The 21,592-nt window shown below is 57.7% G+C and carries 19 protein-coding genes and 1 pseudogene; 11 read left to right on the top strand and 9 right to left on the bottom strand.

Going from position 1 to position 21,592, the window contains the following annotated elements; translation table 11 throughout:
• Nucleotides 1-11 precede the first annotated feature (11 nt).
• From QEH57_RS09410 to QEH57_RS09400, 3 genes are read right to left on the bottom strand one after another with little or no spacing between them, the layout of a single operon-like run.
• A complete protein-coding gene (locus tag QEH57_RS09410; protein ID WP_309006473.1) occupies nt 12-986 on the bottom strand; it encodes a glycosyltransferase family 2 protein in 975 nt (324 codons plus the stop codon).
• Entirely contained in the window at nt 976-1,584 is a 609-nt protein-coding gene (locus QEH57_RS09405; protein ID WP_309006472.1) for a hypothetical protein, read from the bottom strand. Before QEH57_RS09405 ends, QEH57_RS09410 begins: the two co-directional genes overlap by 11 nt.
• Nucleotides 1,585-1,588: 4 nt before the next feature.
• Nucleotides 1,589-2,755, bottom strand: coding sequence for a mannosyltransferase family protein (locus QEH57_RS09400; RefSeq protein ID WP_309006471.1), 1,167 nt, complete (start codon nt 2,753-2,755; stop codon nt 1,589-1,591).
• Nucleotides 2,756-3,024: 269 nt separating this feature from the next.
• On the opposite strand from QEH57_RS09400, the gene QEH57_RS09395 reads away from it, so the two are divergent.
• Both QEH57_RS09395 and QEH57_RS09390 read left to right on the top strand, forming a co-directional pair.
• Nucleotides 3,025-4,272, top strand: a complete 1,248-nt coding sequence (locus QEH57_RS09395; RefSeq protein ID WP_309006470.1) for an LTA synthase family protein — start codon at nt 3,025-3,027, stop codon at nt 4,270-4,272.
• On the top strand, nt 4,269-5,762 hold the full coding sequence (locus QEH57_RS09390) for a hypothetical protein (RefSeq protein WP_309006469.1): 1,494 nt from the start codon (nt 4,269-4,271) through the stop codon (nt 5,760-5,762). The genes QEH57_RS09395 and QEH57_RS09390 overlap by 4 nt, the downstream gene beginning before the upstream one ends.
• On the opposite strand, the gene QEH57_RS09385 is transcribed toward QEH57_RS09390, so the two are convergent.
• On the bottom strand, nt 5,750-6,535 hold the full coding sequence (locus QEH57_RS09385; protein WP_309006468.1) for an AraC family transcriptional regulator: 786 nt from the start codon (nt 6,533-6,535) through the stop codon (nt 5,750-5,752). The two genes, QEH57_RS09390 and QEH57_RS09385, sit on opposite strands and share 13 nt — an antisense overlap.
• 125 nt (nt 6,536-6,660) lie before the next feature.
• On the opposite strand from QEH57_RS09385, the gene QEH57_RS09380 reads away from it, so the two are divergent.
• Both QEH57_RS09380 and QEH57_RS09375 read left to right on the top strand, forming a co-directional pair.
• Nucleotides 6,661-7,716 (top strand): Gfo/Idh/MocA family oxidoreductase, encoded by a 1,056-nt coding sequence (locus QEH57_RS09380; protein WP_309006467.1) that lies wholly within the window; start codon nt 6,661-6,663, stop codon nt 7,714-7,716.
• A gap of 31 nt (nt 7,717-7,747) precedes the next feature.
• Nucleotides 7,748-8,494: a sugar phosphate isomerase/epimerase gene (locus QEH57_RS09375; RefSeq protein WP_309006466.1), complete on the top strand. Its 747-nt coding sequence runs from the start codon at nt 7,748-7,750 to the stop codon at nt 8,492-8,494.
• A gap of 75 nt (nt 8,495-8,569) precedes the next feature.
• On the opposite strand, the gene QEH57_RS09370 is transcribed toward QEH57_RS09375, so the two are convergent.
• Complete coding sequence (locus QEH57_RS09370; RefSeq protein WP_309006465.1) at nt 8,570-9,760, bottom strand: HDOD domain-containing protein; 1,191 nt, start codon at nt 9,758-9,760, stop codon at nt 8,570-8,572.
• A 447-nt stretch (nt 9,761-10,207) separates the two neighbouring features.
• Between QEH57_RS09370 and QEH57_RS09365 the strand changes: the two genes are divergently transcribed.
• A complete protein-coding gene (locus QEH57_RS09365) occupies nt 10,208-11,494 on the top strand; it encodes a peptidylprolyl isomerase (RefSeq protein WP_309006464.1) in 1,287 nt (428 codons plus the stop codon).
• A 15-nt stretch (nt 11,495-11,509) separates the two neighbouring features.
• Here QEH57_RS09365 and QEH57_RS09360 read toward each other — a convergent pair.
• Nucleotides 11,510-12,001, bottom strand: a pseudogene (locus tag QEH57_RS09360) (band-7 C-terminal domain-containing protein); the annotation flags it as partial.
• Nucleotides 12,002-12,064: 63 nt separating this feature from the next.
• Here QEH57_RS09360 and QEH57_RS09355 point away from each other — a divergent pair.
• From QEH57_RS09355 to gndA, 6 genes are all read left to right on the top strand, one after another.
• On the top strand, nt 12,065-13,279 hold the full coding sequence (locus QEH57_RS09355; protein WP_309006462.1) for a molybdopterin molybdotransferase MoeA: 1,215 nt from the start codon (nt 12,065-12,067) through the stop codon (nt 13,277-13,279).
• A 48-nt stretch (nt 13,280-13,327) separates the two neighbouring features.
• Entirely contained in the window at nt 13,328-13,822 is a 495-nt protein-coding gene (moaC, locus tag QEH57_RS09350) for a cyclic pyranopterin monophosphate synthase MoaC (RefSeq protein ID WP_309006461.1), read from the top strand.
• Nucleotides 13,823-13,835: 13 nt separating this feature from the next.
• Nucleotides 13,836-14,081, top strand: coding sequence for a MoaD/ThiS family protein (locus QEH57_RS09345; RefSeq protein ID WP_309006460.1), 246 nt, complete (start codon nt 13,836-13,838; stop codon nt 14,079-14,081).
• Between the two features lie 43 nt (nt 14,082-14,124).
• Nucleotides 14,125-14,571, top strand: a complete 447-nt coding sequence (locus QEH57_RS09340; protein ID WP_309006459.1) for a molybdenum cofactor biosynthesis protein MoaE — start codon at nt 14,125-14,127, stop codon at nt 14,569-14,571.
• Nucleotides 14,572-14,632: 61 nt separating this feature from the next.
• Nucleotides 14,633-14,890 carry a hypothetical protein gene (locus QEH57_RS09335; RefSeq protein ID WP_309006458.1) on the top strand — a complete coding sequence of 86 codons (258 nt, stop codon included), beginning with the start codon at nt 14,633-14,635 and terminating at the stop codon, nt 14,888-14,890.
• Between the two features lie 254 nt (nt 14,891-15,144).
• On the top strand, nt 15,145-16,647 hold the full coding sequence (gene gndA / locus QEH57_RS09330; protein WP_309006457.1) for an NADP-dependent phosphogluconate dehydrogenase: 1,503 nt from the start codon (nt 15,145-15,147) through the stop codon (nt 16,645-16,647).
• A gap of 636 nt (nt 16,648-17,283) precedes the next feature.
• Here the strand turns inward: gndA and QEH57_RS09325 are convergent.
• From QEH57_RS09325 to QEH57_RS09315, 3 genes are all read right to left on the bottom strand, one after another.
• Nucleotides 17,284-18,252, bottom strand: a complete 969-nt coding sequence (locus tag QEH57_RS09325) for an XdhC family protein (RefSeq protein ID WP_309006456.1) — start codon at nt 18,250-18,252, stop codon at nt 17,284-17,286.
• A gap of 6 nt (nt 18,253-18,258) precedes the next feature.
• Nucleotides 18,259-20,115: a Na+/H+ antiporter NhaC family protein gene (locus tag QEH57_RS09320; protein WP_309006455.1), complete on the bottom strand. Its 1,857-nt coding sequence runs from the start codon at nt 20,113-20,115 to the stop codon at nt 18,259-18,261.
• 197 nt (nt 20,116-20,312) lie between these two features.
• A complete protein-coding gene (locus tag QEH57_RS09315) occupies nt 20,313-21,572 on the bottom strand; it encodes a 6-phosphofructokinase (protein ID WP_309006454.1) in 1,260 nt (419 codons plus the stop codon).
• Nucleotides 21,573-21,592: the final 20 nt, after the last annotated feature.

Raw genomic sequence — 21,592 nt, 5'->3', positions numbered from 1 at the left:
TTGGAAAAGGCCTACAAACCTAATTTCGTACTATTCGAGTCGGAGTTCACCGACTCGCTCACGAAGTAGATCGGGCGACGCTTCAGTTCCATGAAGCTGCGACCAATGTATTCGCCAATCAAGGACAGGGAGATCAACTGCACGCTCCCGAAAAACGTTACGATCGCCGCTATGCTAGCCCAGCCCCGAGTAGAACCAAATACGAAATAGGATAGCCCCACGTAAACCAGAAGACAGAAAGAAACGAAAATCGAGAGCAATCCGAGAATCCCGCAGAAACGTAAAGGCACGATGGAAAATCCCGTTATGGCATCCACCGCCAAACGAAGCATTTTCGACAAAGGATAGTTCGTTTCACCCGTCTTCCTCGCGGCGCGAGCGTAGGGAAAGGCCACCTGCCTGAACCCAGCCCAAGCAATCATGCCGCGAACGAATCGATGTCTCTCCGGCATACTCAGATACGCCTCCAAGACACAGCGTCGGATAAGGCGGAAGTCCCCAGCGTCGCGCGGAATCCGAGTATCCGAAAGCTTTTCCATTAAACGATAAAACGCATCCGCCGTCGCAAGCTTGAACCAAGATTCACCTTCACGCGACTCGCGTTGCCCATAAACGACATCGAACCCCTCCTGAAGCCTGTCGAACATCGGCTTCAGCAACTCAGGCGGATCCTGCAAGTCCGCATCTATGATAAAAACACACTCACCCCGAGCAATCTCCAACCCCGCAGTCAAAGCGCATTGATGACCGAAATTTCGAGATAGCCGCAAGCCCTTCACCCAATCATGGCGAGCCCCCATGGACTCTACGATTTCCCATGTCCTATCCTTGGAACCATCGTCTACAAGTATCAGTTCAAAACCACCTCCTGCAACTTCGCCAGCGACCCTCTGCACCCGCTCTAGCAACTCCTCCAGGATGCCCTCCTCGTTATAGCAAGGCACCACGATCGACAAACTGATTTCACAATCCTGCTCAGACTTCATTCTCCGTCGTCTCCTCACTCAAACTGACTCGATTTACCTCAATTTTTGAACACCCCAGTCCCAGCAATCTCCGATCGCCTCCACTCCCCTTTTCCGCAGGAGACTTAATCCCCTCAAGAAAAAGCCACACCATTAAGGCTTCGCCCGTTTCAGGAACCTTAGCCCTTAATGACTTCGCGGAACTCTCCCCTCGCGCAAACACCCAAGGCTCAGCCTCGTCCCCATTCACTTGCACCATAACCGTCAGCCGCCGCCCTTCATCCTCAGCATAGTTGACACCCCAAAAATCAAAATCGAGTGTAACCTCGCGTCCCCAATCCGGCTCAGCGAAAAAAATCCCCACGCACACCTTCTTCGAACGAGTCCAAGCGCCCTGCCGCTCTGAATAGGACCAGCCAAACAACTTGTGTGGCTCCGAGTTACCTCCCTTGGAGAAGTCGATTTGAAATGGCGCCAAAATTCGATTTCCGGAAAATGACTCCAGACGATTCGCAACCACGAAGTTTTCACTCCGCTCCTCGAAAACATATAGGGAACCTAAGTAGAAGCCACCTAGCCCTAACACAGCGCACAAAGAAAGATACTTAACGACAACCATCTGATCAGATCCCCAAAACATCCCCCGAATACCAAGCATAAATCAAAAGGGTGTTAGTCACAGCGAAAATCGAAAGCAAAACCGCAAGGAACGCAGGTCGTCGCTCAAGCAAAAGCGCAAACCCCAAATAGATCGGAAACAACACAATCGCATAGCGCAACATCGATTGCGACAAGCTACCCGACAAAAACAGACCAAGATTAAGCACGCAGAATACAAAATCCGAATACATCCTTCGCACGCAGAGCACGATCGCGCCAATCCCCAGAAACAATACCCAAAGTACCAGGAAACGGTTGGCATAGCTTTCGGACGTAAGCAATATCCAGGCGTTGCTCCAAGGTGCGACCGAATGGCGGCCCCACCCTTCGCTCAGTGAATTCAATTGTGCGAACGCATCACCCGTACTCTCAAAGCAATACCACCAAAACAGGAACAGCCCCAGCGGAACCAAGGCTCCCCCCAACAAAACCCGATCATTATCCAGAAGCGATTGCCAAAGCGACTTGCCAGCACGACGACCAGACCAAAGCGATGAAATCCAGCTCCATAAAAAATAGATCCCCACAAACAAGCCGTTCGCTCTAGTCGCCGTAAGGATCGCACCAGCCAAGCCCCCTAAGACAAAACATTCCGAAGCGATAAGATTCACGACCAGCAACGAGATGAACAGAAAAACGCTTTCCGTATAGAAGGCTGAAAAAACAAATCCATGAGGACAAAAGGCAAGCAACAGGCACGCCCACAAGGAGCAATCCTGCGACGCACCTCTCAACCTGCAAAACCGGTAAAACAGGAAGATGCTCCCGATAAAGGCTAGATTCGACAGAAGCACGCCAGCAATCGATACCTTCAACCCCGTAGTCCAGGCAACGAACCGAACGGCAAAGGGAACTACCGGGTAGAACGCGTAGCGACTCTGCCCCGAATCGATGACGCCCTGCCCGACCGCATACCCCTCCCTAGCGATCGGTATGTACCATCCCGTATCCCATTTCTTCAGATACGAATCCAACTGCTCGCCAAACCCGCTGGAGCGTTCCTCCCTATCGATGTAATCCAAAAAACCGAACGTACCGAAAACAAGGACTCTGGATACCATCGCAACGAACAGTAGCGTAACTACGATCCTTTTCGAAAAAATAGGTCCTGCACATTCTTGCTTTTCCATTAGAGAGCGGCAGACGACCAAAAAACCTCAACTGTTACAAGCAATAGGTTCCGCACGATTGCGAATTTGAGCTTTCCGCCAAATAGGGGCAACAACGGAGCATCTTTGCCGAAAACTAGGTAGCCCTTCCTCGCGGGAAAGCAAAAAACTTGTAACTTTTACCCTTCCCCTGAAAATGGTGGAACGTGCCTCAAAACCCTGAAAAAGAATCCAATCCCCGACGCACCCTAAACCCTTTTCGCATCTGGCTATTCGCATGCCTAGCAATCGTGCTTACGCACGCGATCGTGTTCACGGACTGGGGCCTCATCGGCGAGAGAAACCTCAGCCGCCATGTGGTTGGAGAAATCGGATTCAGCGGCTACCTGATCAACGAGCTAGCCCTCGCTTCTAAACATTGGCTCGAAGAACGATCCCTAGCATCCCAATCCACTGCTCCCTATCGGAAGTTCCTAACCAGAGTGAAAGAGGCCAATGGCTCGATTACCGAAATACAATCTCGGAAGAACCTGATATATATCCAGATGGAATCAGTGGACGGCCTTAGCATCGATGCCACCTACCAAGATGCCCCGCTCATGCCCTTCCTGCACGAACTCCGCAATCAAACCTGCTATTTCGAAAATACGATCGACAATACGTCTTCCGGTCGAACTACCGATGGCGAGTTCCTTGCGTTAACGTCCCTTCCGCCTATCAGCGGCACTCCCGTCTACAGAAACTACGACCTTTCAAAAGTGCCCTCCCTCCCGCGCATCCTTAACGCTCACGGCTACTATACTTTTTCAATCCACGGATTCGACGGACATTTCTGGAACCGGGAAGCCTCTCACCACGCCCTCGGCTATTCCGAATCATTTTTCAGAGACGACCTGGACGATAGCGACACCATAGGCTGGGGAATCTCCGATAGATCCATCCTCAGGCAAGCAGCCCAGAAAATATCAGACTCCAAACGCCCTGTTTTCGCCCACATCATTCTCCTAACAAACCACCATCCTTACGATCACGTATCCGAATCAATCGGACACCCAAGCGGCGACATAGCAATAGACCATATCGAATCTCTTAGATATGTAGACAAATCGATTCAGGACTTTTTCGAAATACTCGAACGCGATGGAGCCCTAAACAACTCAATAATTGCGATCTACAGCGACCATGACAGCGCCATTCGGAAGGAGGTCAGTGATGTCGTATCAATTCAATCCCGACAGGTTTATGCCGACTCGATACCATTGATAATATACGGCCTCGAGACTCCTCCGAGACGGATAAGAAAAATTGCCGGGCTACAAGACTTACCCGTAATTGCCCTCCAGGAGCTCGGCATCCCTGTCCCTTACTCTTTTTCAGGAAACTCGCTCGCCTCTCAGCGTCCCACCCTAACTCCTAACAATGAATTCCTCAGTCTCAGATCCGGAAAACTAACACGAACCAGAACCGAATTCGACGCGTCAACACTGACTAGGATGGCCCTACTACGGCCAGACCATCTTAAAAATGAAGAACGATGAGAATATCCCTAATCCATTACTTCTTCGGCTACCTCCTAGCGCACCTCCTCCTCAGCCCTACAACAGGTCAAATTCCACCAAGCGAAGCCTTTGTTCGCACAATCGAATTAAAGGCACACGGCACTCAAAACAGGGCCGATATCCACTACCGATCTCCTAAAATAACTATTAATGGAACGATCGTTCAGGATCTGAAAACGGGAGCGTTCAACTTCAGCGGAGACTACACAACGAAACAGGAACTGGATCCTGGAGTAAAATTGTCATTCCAAACCTACTCGACGTCCGGAAACCTCTTGCTTCTCGACGGGGATCGAAGCGAATTCAGCCAGACTGGCTCCGAACGAACCGCCCGATTCGACTATAAATACACTCTGCAACGACTGCAAATCCCCCTGCGACAAAGCGAGTTCTACATAAAATTTAATTACGTTAAGGAGCATGAGTACTGGGCAGACAATAAATACCCCGACATCGAATTACCGACCCTCAAGATCACTGGTGCAGAACAGAGCGAATCCTTTAAAACTCTCGTTTCCTATTTCCCTACACTGCTGCCTCAGCAAGCGAAAGTCTACTCGTTTCACTGGTTCCAAAGCACGAAAGAATCCGATTTACCCTATCGGCACAAAGCATCAGTTGAGGCCTTCTACCAAGAAGGCGGGAAAAGAGACGACAATGTTCGTATCGTCATAGAAAACGAGTCAACGCGATCACACCATATCAAAGCCATCCCCTTCCAACTCAACCGATCGGGAACAATCCAGCGGCGCCTCGGATATGTTTGGGACGGAGTCCAATGGTACCCGCCCCCTGAAACCAACCTAAAAACGTCCTACGTTATCCCATTCTGGACTTACCTCCTCATCTGTAGCGCCGCCTCGGCCCTTCCTTTTTTACTTTTCTTTCTAGCCGGAAATCAAAAGGCGGGTGTGGCTCGGTCCGGTCTGCGCCTATCGAGCGTCATCCTAGTCCTGCTCGTGCTTTTAGAATTCCCGAGCTCATTATGCCTCATGCTACTCCTATCTTATCTGCTTGCTTTCCTAGGGTCTCGGCACGTCCACAAGAGATACGGACTATATTGGACTCTTCTCGCTTTCGTGGTCGCCAACGAATTTATTTGGACTTCCCTCTTCGAATCAGGTCCCAATAAACTAGGCGCGAATATCCTTTCGATAGCCATCGCAGCCTTAGCGCTGGCGCCCATTGCGAAAGTGAAAAATCGCTGGATGAAATGGGTCTTGGGGAACTCAATAGCAACCGCTATCGGCATATACTATGCAACAATGACCATATACTATTTGTTCTTCGGTGACTATCCCGCTCTCAATGTCCTTCGATATGCCTCCCAAGGAACCGAACTAATCGACTCAATGGTGAGCTATATCGACTCCAGATTCGCGCTGTTCCTTATAATAGCCTTAGTCACCCTCTATCTCGTCAATCGTTCCGCCTTCAAGTCATACGTTCCCCAGCCTCAGCCGAAATAATACGCGTCGCGGTAGGCCTTGGGCGACATGCCGGTTGCCTTGCGGAAGGCGCTGCAGAATGCAGAGCTGTGCGTGAAGCCGGTATTGGCCGCGACCTCCTTGATCGAATACCCCGTGCCTACCAGCTGCTCCCGGGCGGAGCGCAGGCGACAGTCCAATATCATCTGGCGAGGCGAGGTTCCAAAAACGGACCGGAAGCGCTCGTGCAAGTGCGGGACGCTCCAACCCGCCGCGCTCGCGAGAGCCTCGACCTTCAAGGGCTCCGCGTAGCGCGATTCGATGAGCGAACGAACCAAGCGCAAGGGCTCCGGCACGCCAGCCACTTCCCTGCGATGCTCGTACAACTGAGATTCGTACCTTAGTTTCGAATACAGGTATTCCAGCAATACCTTGCGATCGAACTGTTCATCCAAAAACATTCGAATCGTCTCCTCCGCCAAGGAAACCACCTCGCCCACTTCCGGCCACGAGGACAAATGCGGCACCGGCCGTTCCCCCGAAACCCCTTGGATTCGGATCGCGAAGCAGCTGTAGGGCTCCTGCGGGTCGCTCTTCCCGATCGTCTGATCGCCCTCCACATGCCATAGCAGGGCCCCCGGCCTCACCTCTACCCAGTCGCCTCCATGCATCACCCAGCCACGGCCGCTGGTCACCACCTCCACGATCTGCCACCCCTCCACCACGGGATGCGGGCTCGGCTGCGTACCCGGCATTTGATGGTAGTGGACCACCGACCTCAGCTCCGCATTCCCAGCCAGCTCACTTGATTCCATCTCCCCATAAAAAGACGCGCTTTTTGAAACACAATCCTACTTTTTTGATGTCCTATCGAATTGCTGCCTCCCTCTACTTCCCCAAACCTACAACACAACCCCCTTTCTGAAAACACCCTCAAAATATGAAAGAAGTACGATTCGGATTCATCGGTTCAGGTAAGATCTCCCATTTCAGCGCGGAGTCCCTCCTCAAGCACGAGCACGCGCGGCTCGTCGCGACACAGGACCTCAACAAAGCCCGGGCGGACGAGCTAGCAGACAAATTTGACATCACGCACCGCTACACCGAATCGAGCGAGCTTTTCGCCCGCCCCGACATCGACGCCGTCTACATCGCGGTTCCCAACAAGTTTCACGCCGCCCTCGCCATCGACGCCATGAGGGCCGGCAAGCACGTCCTGCTCGAAAAGCCCTTCGCGATGAGCGCCGCGGAAGCGGAGGAGGTCATCCGCGTATCCAAGGAAACGGGACGGGTCTTCACGGTGGGCATGAACCAGCGATTCAACGAAGACTCGCAAAAGATCAAGGCCATCGCCAAAACCGGCGCCCTCGGCGAAATCTATTACGCCAAGGCCTATTGGTTCCGCCGCGAAGGCATTCCCAAGCTCGGAACCTGGTTTGGCAACAAGGCCCTCGCCGGAGCCGGAGCCATCAACGACATCGGCGTGCACCTGCTCGACCTTTGCCTGCACGCCATGGACAACTTCGAGCCCGTATCCGTATTTGGCACGACCTACACCAAGTTCGGCAATCGAGGGCTGGGCGAAGGAGGCTGGGGCATCTCGGACGCCACGGAATCCACCTTCGACGTCGACGACCTCGCCTCCGCCATGATCAAGATGCGCAACGGCGCCACCGTCTGCCTCGAGGTTTCCTGGGCGGCCCATATCGCCGACGCCAACCGAATGGATGTCGAGCTGTTCGGCACCGAAATGGGAGCCAGCCTGTATCCAGCGAAGCTCTACAAACGCAGCGACCCGCACAATGCCGACTACCAGGTCATCGAAAACGTCGCCGCCAAGCCTGCCTTGGAACACTGCGACCGATTCCACAATTTCGTGAACCACCTCCTCCACGACGAACCCCTTCTGGTCACCGCGCAAGAAGCGCTCGTCGTGCAGAAGATCCTCGACGCCGTGGCGGAGTCCACCCGCACCGGCAAGTCCGTAGACCTTTAAACCCGCAAAACCAAACCCAGCACCACCCGAAATGAGCATCCTAAACAACCTCGCCGTTCAGAGCTATTGCTTCCGCGAATTCAAGGACAACGCCGACGTCGCCTCCAAGGTTCGCGACATCGGCCTCGACAAGATCGAAGTCTGTGCCGTGCACGCCAACTTCGACGACGTCGCCAGCTGGAAGGAAGACATCAAGATCTACGACGACGCCGGCATCTCCATCGTATCCATCGGCGTGCAAACCTTCACCGGCAACCCCGACCAAGAGTCCTACTTCGAGTGCGCCGCAGCCGCCGGAGCCAAGCACATTTCCGCCCACTTCCAAGTCGGCACCTTCAACCAAGCCATCAGCCAAGTGAAGTCCTGGAGCGACAAGTACGGCATCAAGGTCGGCATCCACTGCCACGGCGGCTACATGTTCGGCGGCCAGCCCGACGTGCTGGAGCTGCTCATCGGCCTCGGCACTCCGCAAATCGGTCTCTGCATGGATACCGCATGGGCCATGCAAATCGGCCCCAAGGACGGAAAGCCGATCGAATGGGCCCAGAAATACGCCGGACAGCTCTACGGCATCCACTTCAAGGACTTCGTCTTCGAACGGAACGGCCAGTGGAAGGATACCGTTGTAGGCGATGGCAACCTAGACTTGAAAGGCCTGCTAGCGGAGCTCGAAAGGCAACAGTACTCCGGTGTCAGCATTCTTGAATACGAAGCCGATCCCGAAAATCCAGTTCCCGCCCTCAAGGAATGCGTCGAAAAGATGCGCTCGCTCGCATAGCTCGGACAAGCCAAAGCAATTCAAAAGTCAAAAGCCGCGATCCTAGGATTCGCGGCTTTTTAAATCGAAACCCGACTACTCGAAGTCGTAGGCAAAATCTGGAGACAGGCCGAGCCTCACGGCTAAGTCCTCATTGAGCCTGTCCCCACAATAGCAGGACACGCCCTGGTTCGAATGGGCAGCGTAGTTGGCGAAGTGCAGCAGGGACGTCGCGCAAAAATCCTTCTCGCCCACCTTCTCCGGCTGATGGTGCCAGGTCACCGCCCGCACGATCACCTCCGGCAAGCCCCACATGGCGAAGAGAAAGCCTCCCACCGCCGCATGGTCGCACTTGTACGCCTCGCGCTCCAGCTTCCAGCACGGCGTATTCGAATCCACCGACTGCCCCATCAGGTCCGCATAGTCGTTCCCCTTGGCAGCCAGCAGCACCAGCTTACCGAGATCGTGCAGGAGCGCGATGCTGCTGATCTGCTGGATCAACCGCAGGTTCTTCACGTACTGACGCATCCGCAGGCCGTACTGGCTGGTTTCGATCGAATGCTGGAGGATAGAGTTGGCAAGCTCGTGCAGGCCGGGACGCAGACGCAGCTGCTTCTTGGCCAGCTCCGTGATCGCCAGATTGCGCACGAAGTCCATGCCCAGAATCTGCAAGGCCTCCTCGATGGTCTCCACATCGCCCGGAGTGCCGTAAAATGCCGTATTCACTACCTGCAAAATAGTGGCCACCGCCGTCGGATGCTGCCTGATGATGCGAGCCAAGTCCTCCAGCTCGCACTCGGGATTGTCAGCCGTCTTGAGCAACTCCTGCATTGGCTGCGTATTGACGTGCAGCTCCTTGGTGTCGCGAACGATGCCAGCGACCTCCGGCTTGCGAATCCGCAAATGAGTCACCAGCACTTGCCGAACCGCTAGGTTCAAGGCAGCCGGTGTGACCGGCTTCTCCACGCGGCGATGCGTCAAGCCCACCGTCTTGCCCAGCAAATCCTTCTCCGCTTCGGTATAGACAAAGAAGCGCAGCGAATTCGGCGACAGCTCCTTCGACTTCTGCAAGGCCTCGATCGGGCCGCAGTCCGAGAGACCGCCACCGATCACGAAAATATCCGCTCGAGCTTCCCCAATGGCGCGCACCATCTCTTCCCGGCTCGTCGCCACTCGTACCACCCACCCCGGAAGGTTAAAGCTAGGGTCCGCACGCACAGCCTCGAGGAAAGGGCGATCGCCATCCACCACGAGTACACTCACTATCTTTTTACCGGCTGTGCTCATTAAGTTTATTTCATCCATCCCCCAAAGGCTCTTCTGGATTGCGGCTTCTACCTCGCCACCGTGCGTAATCATCGGGTCAGGAATGAATTAAATAGGGGGTTTGATAAGCAATAAGCGCCTATCGTTGAGAATTTGAAACCTTATTAACGGCCGTATCCAGCCCTCAAACACACAAACTAGCAAAATAACCTAGAACTTTAAAGCCGTCGCCTCAGTAAGGTCCGCAAAAAGCCCCCAAGCCTCTACCCGAACTCCGAGAAACGAGACTCCCTAAGCGTTATTTCAGGCCCACCCGAAACCTCGATTTCGCGCGGAAAACGCCTCTCCCGGCCGCGGCGCAATTCTTTATCAAGAGCAACAAAGGCCAAACGCCGCCTGCATTTGACTCGAATCCAAATCCCCCTCGTCTACGTATTGCCCCACGCGCGGCAGTCGCGCCCGTTACCCATGAAAAGACCCCTCGCATACGCCCTTTTCGCATTCATCGCCCAAACCTTGACCGCGTTCGAACCCGCCGAAGACGGAATATACGCGGTCTTCGACACCTCTATGGGCGAGTTCGCCGTGAAGCTCGCCTACGACGGCGTCCCGCTCACCACCGCCAACTTCGTCGGACTCGCGGAGGGACGCATCCCACAGTTCGACGAAAACGGCGAAGCCACCGAGCTAGCCCCCTACTACGACGGGACGATCTTCCACCGCGTCGTCAAAAGCGGCCTCATCCAGTCCGGCGACCCCGATCCGGACGACGACCAAGTCAACGGACCGGGCTACCGCATCCCCGACGAGATGCATCCCAACCTGACCCACAACATTCCCTACGTCATCGCCATGGCCAACAACTACTGCTTCGAGTGCGAGGAAGCGGGCCAATTCTTCGGCATCGGAGAAAATACCGGCGGATCCCAATTCTACCTCACCGTGGAGCCACCCGCGAATTCAAGCGGACTCGGGTTCCTCGACGGGCATTTCACCATTTTCGGAGTCGTCGAATCCGGCTCCGAAGTCCTGGAAGCCATCAGCTCCGTCGCTGTCGACGCCAACGAAAAGCCCCTCGAGGACGTCGTGATCCACACCGTCTCCATCGTGCGCAAAGGAGCCGCCGCCCAAGCTTGGGCCATCGAAAACTACGAGCTCCCCGTGGTAACTTCCGCCAACCAACGCATCCAGCTCGCCGACGACCAAGACGGCCCCGCCCTCCAGTTCCCCACCCAAAGCGGCGAAAAGCTCCTCCTGCGCCAAAGCGCAGACCTCGCCGCCTGGTCCGAAACGTTTATCAACGCCAGCGAAACCGGCGACCACGCAATAGACCTCGGCCCACAGGATAAGCTCTTCCTCGAACTCCTCGCCCTGAAGGCCCCCGCCACCCACGAGGAGCGGCTACCCAACGCCGTGTTCAAAGCCACCCTGCCAAACCACCCCCTCAGCGGCGAAACCTGGACCTTCAGCTTCAACGAAAACCTCGACGACATAGACGACCCCAACGGCTTCGGCGTCGTAAGCGTGCCCGACCTGCCAGACGCAGTTATCTTCGGCTACGAATACCACCGGCTGCCCAACGGAGGCCGAATCCGCGTCGTCACCCAAAGCTACCAGGTCATCACCTACTACCTGCGATACACCGACGGAAACAAGGGAAGCGTCTTCGCATGGGTCGACGACTACCTGCACGGCACCGGCTCCGCTCCCCTGCGCTTCCCCGCCACTGGCTCCTTCGAGCTCGTCCGGCCCTAGGAAGGGCAAAAACGCCTAGGACTGCCGCGTCTGCTCGAAAACCTTGGTCAAACCGGCAACCGTTCCGGATATGTCGGCCAAGTTCGAAGGGATGATCATGGTGTTGTTCTCCTTGGCCAAGTTTCCAAATTCCTTCACCCACTGCTCCGCCACCCGCAAGCTCACCGCGTCCTTGCCGCCCGGCAAGCTGATCGCCTCCGCCACCTTCTTCAGTCCTTCCGCCGTCGCGTTCGCCACCAGCTCGATCTCGCGAGCCTTACCTTCCGCCTCGTTGATGCGCTTCATCTTCTCGCCTTCCGACCAGTTGATCGCCTCCTGCTTCTCGCCCATCGATACGTTAACCTTCGCCTCGCGATCACCCTCCGACTTGGCAACCACCGCCCGACGCTCGCACTCCGCCCGCATCTGCTTCTCCAGAGCGTCCTTCACGCTCTGCGGCGGCTCGATGTTGCGGATTTCGTAGCGCGTGATCTTCAAGCCCCACGGCTCCGAGGCCTTGTCGATGGCTTCGTTCCGCAAAGCGCCAGATTTATTTGCCCAAGCCGCAAAAATCGGAATTGTCCTGCCCTAGTGATTACAGTCCAGGAAGCCGAAAAACTCATCCTCGATAGCATCGGGGAAACCGAAACAGAAAACGTGCCCCTCGAGGCTGCGCTCGGACGCTGCCTTCGCGAGCCCGTCCTCGCCGACCGGGCCCTCCCCCCCTTCGATCGGGCCACCCTTGACGGCATCGCCATCAACAGCTCCTCCTACAACACCGGACAACGAAAGTTCAAGATCGCCGGCACCGCCGCCGCCGGAGCGCCCCAGCAAGAGCTGCCCGACGTCAAAAGCGCCCTCGAGATCATGACCGGCGCCCCCCTGCCCCGCCTCGCCGACTGCGTCGTCAAAATCGAAGACATCGAGATCAAGAAAGACACCGCCCTCCTTCCAGACGGCCTGCAGCTCGACTACCACACCGCCGTCCATCCCCAAGGCAGCGACTGCAGCCAAGGCAAGGAGCTCCTCTCGCCCCAGCGACTCGTCACCGCCAAGGAAATCGCCATCGCCGCCTCCGTCGGCAAGTCGGAGATCCTCGTATCCAAGATTCCACACATCGCCATCGTCCCGACCGGCGACGAACTCGTATCCATCGACCAAATACCCGAGCCGCACCAAATCCGTCGCTCGAACGACATCACCCTAGCCGCCGCCCTCAAGTCCTCCGGCTTCACCAGCGTCGAGCTCGTCCACATCCCCGACAACCCCGAGCAAATCGAAACGCAGCTACGCGAGCTCATGACCCGCTGCGACTCCATCATCCTCGCAGGCGGCGTATCCAAAGGAAAATACGACTACATCCCCGAAACCCTCGCCAAGCTCGGCGTCTCCATCCGCTTCCAATGGGTCAGCCAACGCCCCGGCAAACCGATGTGGTACGGGCAATTCTCCCGCGACGGAAAACGCCTGCCCGTCTTCGCCCTACCCGGCAACCCCGTCTCCTGCTTCACCTGCCTGCGCCGCTACGCCATCCCCGCCCTCGAGAAGTGGATAGGCCTGCCCGTCAACCAGCCCGCCTACGCCAAGCTCGAGCACGACCTCACCTTCAAGCCCGAGCTCACCCTCTTCCTCCCCGCCATCGCCGAACACCGCCCCAGCGGCGAGCTCTGGGTCAAGCCCGCACTCTTCAACACCTCCGGCGACTTCGTCTCCGTCGCCCAAACCGACGGCTTCATCGAGCTCCCCAAATCCCGCAAAGTCTTCCCCGAAGGCGAAGCCTTCCAGTTCTACCCCTGGCCCCGCTAAGTCCAAAACCCAGACACCCAGAACCTAGAACCCAGAATCCAAAACCCAGTGAGCGCCGCGAACCCCTTCACCCACCTCGACGACCAAAACCAGCCGCACATGGTGGACGTGACCGAAAAGTCCGTCACCCGCCGCTCCGCCACCGCCCGAGCCCTCGTCAAGCTCACGCCTGAAATTATGGCCCAGTTCGACGGCCGGGAACTGCAGAGCAAGAAAGGCCCCGTCTTCCACACCGCCATCCTCGCCGGCATCCAAGCCGCCAAGAAGACCAGCGAGCTCATCCCCCTCTGCCATCCCCTTCCCCTCACCAAGTGCTCCGTCACCATCACTCCCATCGACGAACTCCGCGTCGAAGTCCGAGCCACCGCCGTGACCGACGCCAAGACCGGCGTCGAGATGGAAGCCCTCACCGCAGCCAGCGGCGCCGCCCTCACCCTCTACGACATGTGCAAAGCCCTCTCCAAAGCCATCGTCATCGAAGACATCCGCCTCCTCGAAAAGACAGGCGGCAAAAGCGGCGACTACCAAGCGACTGAAAGCTAACTCCCCACCAGCAGTGCCGAAAAAACTCACCATCCAATACTTCGCCCTCCTGCGCGAGCAGCGCGGCCTCGACCAGGAAACCGTCCAAAGCGACGCCGCCACCGCCGCGTCCCTCTACGCCGACCTCGCCCAGGAGCACGGCTTCACCCTGCCCACCACCGCCTTGAAGGTCGCCCTCAACGACGACTTCGCCGACTGGCAGTCTCCCCTCTCCGACGGCGACACCGTCGTCTTCATTCCCCCCGTCGCCGGCGGCTGAAAACCAAATCCCCCTCCCCCGCGCCACCCGCGCCACCCAACAGATGACACCTCCCTCCCAGCCGCCACCCTCCTTCGCCATTTCCGCAGAGCCCCTGCAGCCCGAAGCGCTCAAGCAGCAGCTCCTCGACGGCCACGCCGGCGCCCTCGCCACCTTCGAAGGCTGGGTACGCAACCACAACGAAGGCCAAGCCGTCGAACGCCTCGAATACTCCTCCTACCCGGCCCTCGCCAACAAGGAAGGCCAGCGCATCCTCGCCGAAGCCTTCCAAAAGTTCGCCATCGACGCCGCCATCGCCCAGCACCGCGTCGGATTGCTGGAGATTGGAGGAATCGCCGTTTGGGTAGGCGTTTCCGCGGCCCATCGTGGAGCCGCCTTCGACGCCTGCCGGTACATTATCGAAGAGATCAAGGGGCGTGTCCCTATCTGGAAGAAGGAATACTACTCAGACGGGGCAACTGATTGGGTGAATTGCCACCAAGAGACTTAATCCGCCCCCTCTAGGGACGATAGTCACTCACAGTCAGATGCGTTTCTAACACATGCACTACGTGGAAAAACTATTTCAGTCCCTTCAACCTCTCTACAACCAAGCGTGGTTTCCCTACGCTATCGGTGTACTGGGCCTGATTTTCGCGTACTCGGTTTGGCAAACCCTCAAGTCCCTGCCCAAGCTCGTCATGTACCCGATCATCGCCGCCACCGCTATGATCATCTTCATGAACTGGGTCTACTACCGCAACGAACCGGAAATCCTGACCCCCATGGTCAATATGATCGCCCAGTTCCTGCCCGCCTCCGGAGCCTAGCTCCCGCCTCGCAAACCGCGGCCGAAAAGCGACCGCCACTGCGGCAATAGACCGCATAGCGGACAGCCTTGGTCCGCGATTTTTACAAGCGGCCCAGAGAGCGGCCCGCGATTCGAAATCATTCTCATGTTTCCAGCCAGTCCGGCTCATGAGAACGCCGATTTGTTGCGATTGCCCTACACGAATCGCTTTTTAGCGCTTGCTGGCTTCATTTCGCAGAGCTTTACTTTCCGACCTTTCTAATAAGTATCACTATGTCGACAGCAACTTCAGACATCGGACTCATCGGCCTCGCCGTCATGGGTCAAAACCTGGCCCTGAACATCGCCGACCACGGCTTCAAGATCTCGGTCTACAACCGCACGACGTCCAAGACGGACGAGTTCGTCGCCAAAAACCCAGACACTCCAGGCGGCCTCTTCGGAGCCAAGACCCTCGAAGAGTTTGTCCAGTCCCTCAAGCGCCCGCGCAAGATCATCATCCTCGTGCAAGCGGGCAAGGCCACCGACGCCGTCATCAGCAGCCTCACTCCCCTCCTCGAAAAGGACGACATCATCATCGACGGAGGCAACGCCCTCTGGACCGATACCATCCGTCGCGAAAAGGAGCTCAACGACGCAGGCTTCCGCTTCATCGGCTCCGGCGTTTCCGGCGGCGAAGAAGGCGCCCGCTTCGGCCCCTCCCTCATGCCCGGCGGCAAGGAGTCCGCATGGAACGAGCTCAAGCCTATCTGGGAAGCCATCGCCGCTAAGGTCGACGCCGAAACCGGCAAGCCCATCGAAGGCGCCAAGCCAGGCAAGCCCGTCGAAGGCGGCGTGACCTGCACCACCTACATCGGCGAAAACGGAGCCGGCCACTACGTCAAGATGGTCCACAACGGCATCGAGTACGGCGACATGCAGATGATCTGCGAAGCCTACGCCATCATGTCCAAGCTGCTCGGCATGGAGCCCAAGGAAATGTCCAAGGTCTTCGGCGAGTGGAACCAGGGCGTGCTCGACTCCTTCCTCATCGAAATCACCACCGACATCCTCCAGCAGGACGACCCCGTCACCGGCAAGCCTTTCGTCGACATCGTGCTCGACTCCGCCGGCCAGAAGGGCACCGGCAAGTGGACCTCCGTCAACGCCCTCGACATGGGCGTCGCCGCTCCCTCCATCGCCGAAGCCGTATTCGCCCGCTGCATCTCCGCCGTCAAGGAAGAGCGCGTAGCCGCTTCCAAGATCATCAACCCGATCTTCGACGCTTTCGAAGGCGACAAGGAAGAGTTCATCCAAGCCATCCACGACGCCCTCTACTGCTCCAAGATCTGCTCCTACGCCCAAGGCTTCCAGCTCATGCGCGCCGCTCAGGAAGAGTACGACTGGAAACTCAACTTCGGCGAGATCTCCATGATCTTCCGCGGCGGCTGCATCATCCGCGCCGCCTTCCTCCAGAAGATCTACGAAGCCTACCAGCGCGACGAAAACCTCGCCAACCTCCTCCTCGACCCCTACTTCAAGGGCGAAGTCGAGCGCTGCGAGAAGAACTGGCGCAAGGTTGTCGCCGCTGCCGCTACCAGCGGCGTAGCGATCCCGACCTTCATGTCCGCCCTGTCCTACTACGACAGCTACCGCAGCGAGCGCCTCCCAGCGAACCTCCTGCAAGCCCAGCGCGACTACTTCGGAGCCCACACCTACGAGCGCGTAGACCAGCCACGCGGCAAGTTCTACCACATCGACTGGCCAGACAGCACCCGTCCGCAAATCGAAGCCTAAACCGCTTTCCGGACAGGTCCGAACAAAACTTCCCAAGCCCGCACAGCCTTCGCTGCTGCGGGCTTTTTCGTGGCTAAGGCGTATCCATATCGCGAACACACCCGTCCTCACCCACTTCGAGAAGCAGAACCCTCTCCCCCTCCGCTTTTAAGACCTCGCGGGCGCCCCAATCCCCCGCCAAGCTTCGCAACTGCTCGAAACAGCGGCTGGGAAAACACACCGGATGACCACGCCGCCCTAGATAAGTGGGTTGCACGACTCGCCTCCCGAGCGCTGCCTCGAAGCCCGCCACCACCTGCCGTACAAGGCCCCCATTCATCCCGGGAAGATCACCCAAGCAAACCAACACTCCATCCAACTCGCTCCCGTCCAGCGAACGAACCCCGCACGCCAAACTGCCCCCCATCCCTTCCGCGTATTCAGGATTGAATACAGAACGAGCGCCACAGTCTCTGATCAGCGGTTCGATACGCTCGCGCTCATGCCCGGTCACCACCACGAGATCGCAAAGCCCTATCCCTTCGAAAGCCCCAAGCACGCGACCTAGTAAAGGCTCTCCCCCAACCGAATGCATCAGCTTGTTCTCTCGCCCGAACCGCTTGGATTGCCCAGCGGCAAGTATGATCGCTGCCAGCTTCACGGCTTCGCGCGGTTACGCTCCTGGATCAGCTGAGCCACGATGCTCACCGCGATTTCCGCCGGCGTCCTGCTGCCGATATCGATCCCGACCGGACCGAAGATGCGAGCCAGCTCCTCCTGCGAAAAGCCGAGCTTCGACAAGCGCTTCAAGCGCGCCGCATGGCTTCGCTTGCTTCCAAGGGCTCCCAAGTAGCCGCAAGGAGTTCGCAACGCTGCCGCCAAAGCATTGTCGTCGATCTTCGGATCATGCGTGATCGCCACCAACGCATCGGCCGCTCCCAAGTTGAAACGCCCCAAGGCCGGATCCGGCCACTCCACGCAAAGCTGGTCCGGCCGCGCCTGGAAACGATCCTCCCTCGCGTAGCTTTCCCGCGGGTCGATCACCACCACCTCATACTGCAACATCTTCGCCGCCGAGGCGAGGTGCAGGGCGATATGGGAAGCGCCGATCACGAACAAGCGCTTCCGCCGCCCCAGAAAACGGTAGAGAACACGATCATCCCCCTCCATCACTTCGCAGGTATCCCGCAAGCCCGCCGCCTCAAAGTCCAGCGAATCGCCACGCCCATCCGATCTCCAAACGCAAGGTATGTGACGATCCAGCGCGTCGACGATGCGATCAACCAGCGTATCGGCTACGCCACTACGCAGATGAGGTGCCGGCTCCACCCTCACCTCTATGGATCCGCCACAGGACAGCTCGATCTCCCAAGGGAATCCCTCCCCAGGCCCAAATCTCAACCAACGGGCCGCTCCGTCCTCCAGGCAAAGCCGCGCCGCCTCGATCACCTCGTGCTCCACGCAGCCCGCGCTCACCGAGCCGATGAAGCGGACTCCATCCTCGTGAATCGCAAGCACCGATCCCACGCCCCGCGGCGAAGGCTTGCTCGCTCGTACCACCGTTGCCAACGCAAAGCGCTCGCGCCCAATAAACCATTCTCGAAGCTGGGGCCAAATATCCTGCATGACTGCCTAACGAAGCGTGGACGCCACCGAATCGTCCCTCTTTTCCGGCTCCGGATCCGCAACGGTCGCCTTCCTCCCAAACACCTGCAACAATCCAAACACCGCAAGCGGATAGAGTAGATAAAACAGCCAAGTCGGCATCCCTTGCGCCACCGAAAGATACCCCAAGATTCCGGACAAAAGAACTGTCGCGATCGCGTAATACAACTGCGTATTCACATGGGCGATATGGTCGCAGCCGGACGATATCGAAGACAGCACCGTCGTATCGCTAATCGGACTACAGTGATCCCCAAAGATGGCGCCGTCCAAAACCGCCGCCGCCGTGAGCAGGTAGATGATAAAGGAACTGGGCTCCAAAGCCCCCATCTCCGCCGCCAAAGGCATCATGATCGGGATCAAAATCCCCATCGTTCCCCAGCTTGTACCCGTCGCAAACGACATCACCGCCGCGATCATGAAAGTAAGCAGCGGCAACATCCAAAGCGGAATGCTTCCTCCCAACATCGCGATCAAGTAATCGGCCGTGCCGAGCGCCTCGCAGATTTCCCGCATCGCCCACGCCATGGCCAAGATAAAGATCGCCATCCACATGGTAGAGAGCGCTCGGCTGTAGGAACTGAGCACATCGCGAATCTTTAGCACCCCTTGGGCCAGCGGCAGCGCCACCGCCACCAGTCCCGCCAGCAAGGCGGCTGTCAACATCGCCGGCATCACGCCCGCATCGCTGCCCTTGCTCGGATCGTAAACCGCCGCCCCGAACGCGTTGCGCCAGCCTTCGAACCCAGCCAGGGAATTCGCTTCGCCCGCGCCTTCCAAGCGGCTTTGTCCCAGTATCACGATTCCCCCGACAATTCCCACCAGCAGGATCGCGATCGGTACCAAGGCATTGACCCAGCGCGGCTTCGCCGATCCCGTCGCGAAGTCCTTCTCGGAAGAGACCAGCAGCCGATGCGAATCATCGATCACCTTCCCTTCCCTAAACGCTCGCCGCTCCGCGCTGAGCATCGGTCCGAAATCCCGCCCCGAAGCAGAGCTCATGAAAACGAAGATCAAGGTGCCGATACAATAAAAGCGCAGCGGCAGCATTTCGACCAACATCCCGTATCCAGAAATCCCTAGCCCCTGCTCCGCCGCAATGTCCCCCAGCAGGTAAATTTCGAAAGCAACCCAAGTGGAAAGCAACGCCAGCCCCGCCACCGGCGCCGTCGTGGAATCGACCAGATAGGCCAGCTTCTCGCGCGAGATCTTCCAACGATCGGACAACTTCCGCATGGTGGTGCCGAGCACTACCGTATTCGAATAGTCGTCGAAAAATACCACCAAGCCACTCAAGCCGATCGCGATCTTCGCCCGCCGACGCCCCTTGGCGAAACGCTCCGTCAACCGAACCAAACCGTCCAGTCCGCCGCTCTTGGCCATCACGTGCACCATGCCCACCAAGGCCACCAAAAAAACGATGATCAGGATGCTGAACTGGGAGAGCGCCGGCTTGATCAAGAAATCGTTCACTCCGAGCACCGCGGTCGCCAGCGGGTTCAAGCCATAGGAAAGGAAGGACCCCACGGCGAAAGCCGACACCAGGGCTCCAACCATCGTGCGGAAAAACGCGGCGATCATGACCGCCAGCAAGGGCGGCAACAGCGATGTCCAGTGCCCCGTCACCTGCACCTCACGTGCCCCTTCCCGCAAGTAGTCGATAAAGGACGTGTTCGATTCCGCCACCACCTCCTTGGCCGCCGCGACAGCCTCCACCGACTCATGGCTCACCGGCACGATCGCCAGAAACGAGCATACGCCCAGCAAGGTGAGAAAAAATGCGAGCCAGCGCTTGGGACGCAACCATGTCGGGGTGTCTTTCATGAAAGCCGGATAAGAAGGGAATCAGGCCGCACTATGCGAGCCAGCGCCAAGGAAAGGAGCAATCTCCCCATCGGGCAAACCGAATGTTCCGCCCCGCATCGACATCGCTGGAACTCGCCCCTCGCTTCCCTCCACGAAAAAACCCTCGCGCCCGCAATTGGGGCGACGAGGGTTTCGAAATTTGGATACGCTCCGAACTAGATTTCGTAGGCAGGGAGGACCTTGTCGATCCGCGTTCCCTTCAAGCTTACGAAAACCGGCAGACCATTGTCCCACTGCAGGGAAACTTCGCCTTGGATCAGCGGAGTCGCGTACTTCACGAACGGGAAGTTCATGCTCACGCCGTCGTCGTTGATCCAGTCCGCAGGCAGCTGCTTCGAAGTCGCAGGAACGTCGGCCAAGTCAACCCAGCCCGTTTCGCACTTGTAGGAATCAGCCTCGGCGCGCTGCAAGGTGATCATCTTGCCGCTCTTGCCGTTCTCGACCGCTTGGATCACCGCTGCCGAACCTGCGAGGTAAGCCTCGTCGGAGTCCGTCTGGGAAGCGTTGTGCGTCGCGGCGCGGCCGGCCACGCCCAACTTGCAGGAGCGAGCGGAAACGCCCAAGCGCGTCTCGACGATGCCACGGAGGAACTCGCCGGATCCGCCCAACTGCACGTGCCCGAAAGCGTCGCTGCTGGAAGCCTTCGCGGAAACGTAGTTCCCGTCGAGGTCGACCAAACCTTCGCCAACCACCACCAAGCAGTACCTCTCGCGAGCGAGAACCTTCTGCACGTCGGCCACGAACTTCTCCGGATCGAAAGCGATCTCCGGCAAGAGGATGATGTGCGGGGGATCGTGCGGCTGGTCGCGGCGCTTGGCCAAGGTAGAGCCGGCAGCGATCCAACCGGAGTTGCGGCCCTGCACCTCGAGGATCGAAACGTAGTCGCCCGCGCCGATCGAGCCGTTATCGGCCGCCATCTCGCGAACCGTGGTCGCCACGTGCTTGATCATGCTGCCGTAGCCCGGCGTGTGGTCGGTAGCGGAAATGTCGTTGTTGATCGTCTTGGGAATGCCCATCACGCGCATCTCGTAGCCCTGCGCCTTGGCCAAGGCATCGAGCTTGTCGAGCATCGCCATGGACTCGCTGTCGCCAATGTAGAAGAAGTAGCGGATGTTGTGGGCCTTGAAAACCTCCAAGGCGCGCTCCAGGTCCTCCTCCTTCTTGAAGGCGTAGCGGCAAGTGCCGAGCGCGGAGCCGGGGGATGCCTTGAGCAAGCGGATCGCCTGCTGAGATTCCGCCGCGAGGTCGACCAAATCTTCGTTCAACACGCCCACCACGCCATTGAGGCCCCCGTAGATCTCTTCGATGCACTCGTGATTGAGCGCTTCTTCGATGACGCCTGCGAGGCTAGCGTTAATGACTGCAGTGGGTCCACCCGACTGACAAACGAGGCAATTTCCTTCTAATTCCGACATGTTGAGAAAAGGTTCTATTC

The sequence above is a fragment of the Pelagicoccus sp. SDUM812005 genome (assembly GCF_031127875.1).
Lineage (GTDB): Bacteria > Verrucomicrobiota > Verrucomicrobiia > Opitutales > Opitutaceae > Pelagicoccus.
This window is presented reverse-complemented; position numbering and strand designations above follow the sequence as displayed.

Coding starts and splice junctions, on each gene's coding strand:
- QEH57_RS09410 (WP_309006473.1), bottom strand. CDS start 986: ATGAAGTCTGAGCAGGATTGTGAAATCAGTTTGTCGATCGTGGTGCCT.
- QEH57_RS09405 (WP_309006472.1), bottom strand. CDS start 1,584: ATGGTTGTCGTTAAGTATCTTTCTTTGTGCGCTGTGTTAGGGCTAGGT.
- QEH57_RS09400 (WP_309006471.1), bottom strand. CDS start 2,755: ATGGAAAAGCAAGAATGTGCAGGACCTATTTTTTCGAAAAGGATCGTA.
- QEH57_RS09390 (WP_309006469.1), top strand. CDS start 4,269: ATGAGAATATCCCTAATCCATTACTTCTTCGGCTACCTCCTAGCGCAC.
- QEH57_RS09385 (WP_309006468.1), bottom strand. CDS start 6,535: ATGGAATCAAGTGAGCTGGCTGGGAATGCGGAGCTGAGGTCGGTGGTC.
- QEH57_RS09380 (WP_309006467.1), top strand. CDS start 6,661: ATGAAAGAAGTACGATTCGGATTCATCGGTTCAGGTAAGATCTCCCAT.
- QEH57_RS09375 (WP_309006466.1), top strand. CDS start 7,748: ATGAGCATCCTAAACAACCTCGCCGTTCAGAGCTATTGCTTCCGCGAA.
- QEH57_RS09370 (WP_309006465.1), bottom strand. CDS start 9,760: ATGAGCACAGCCGGTAAAAAGATAGTGAGTGTACTCGTGGTGGATGGC.
- QEH57_RS09365 (WP_309006464.1), top strand. CDS start 10,208: ATGAAAAGACCCCTCGCATACGCCCTTTTCGCATTCATCGCCCAAACC.
- QEH57_RS09340 (WP_309006459.1), top strand. CDS start 14,125: ATGACACCTCCCTCCCAGCCGCCACCCTCCTTCGCCATTTCCGCAGAG.
- gndA (WP_309006457.1), top strand. CDS start 15,145: ATGTCGACAGCAACTTCAGACATCGGACTCATCGGCCTCGCCGTCATG.
- QEH57_RS09325 (WP_309006456.1), bottom strand. CDS start 18,252: ATGCAGGATATTTGGCCCCAGCTTCGAGAATGGTTTATTGGGCGCGAG.
- QEH57_RS09320 (WP_309006455.1), bottom strand. CDS start 20,115: ATGAAAGACACCCCGACATGGTTGCGTCCCAAGCGCTGGCTCGCATTT.
- QEH57_RS09315 (WP_309006454.1), bottom strand. CDS start 21,572: ATGTCGGAATTAGAAGGAAATTGCCTCGTTTGTCAGTCGGGTGGACCC.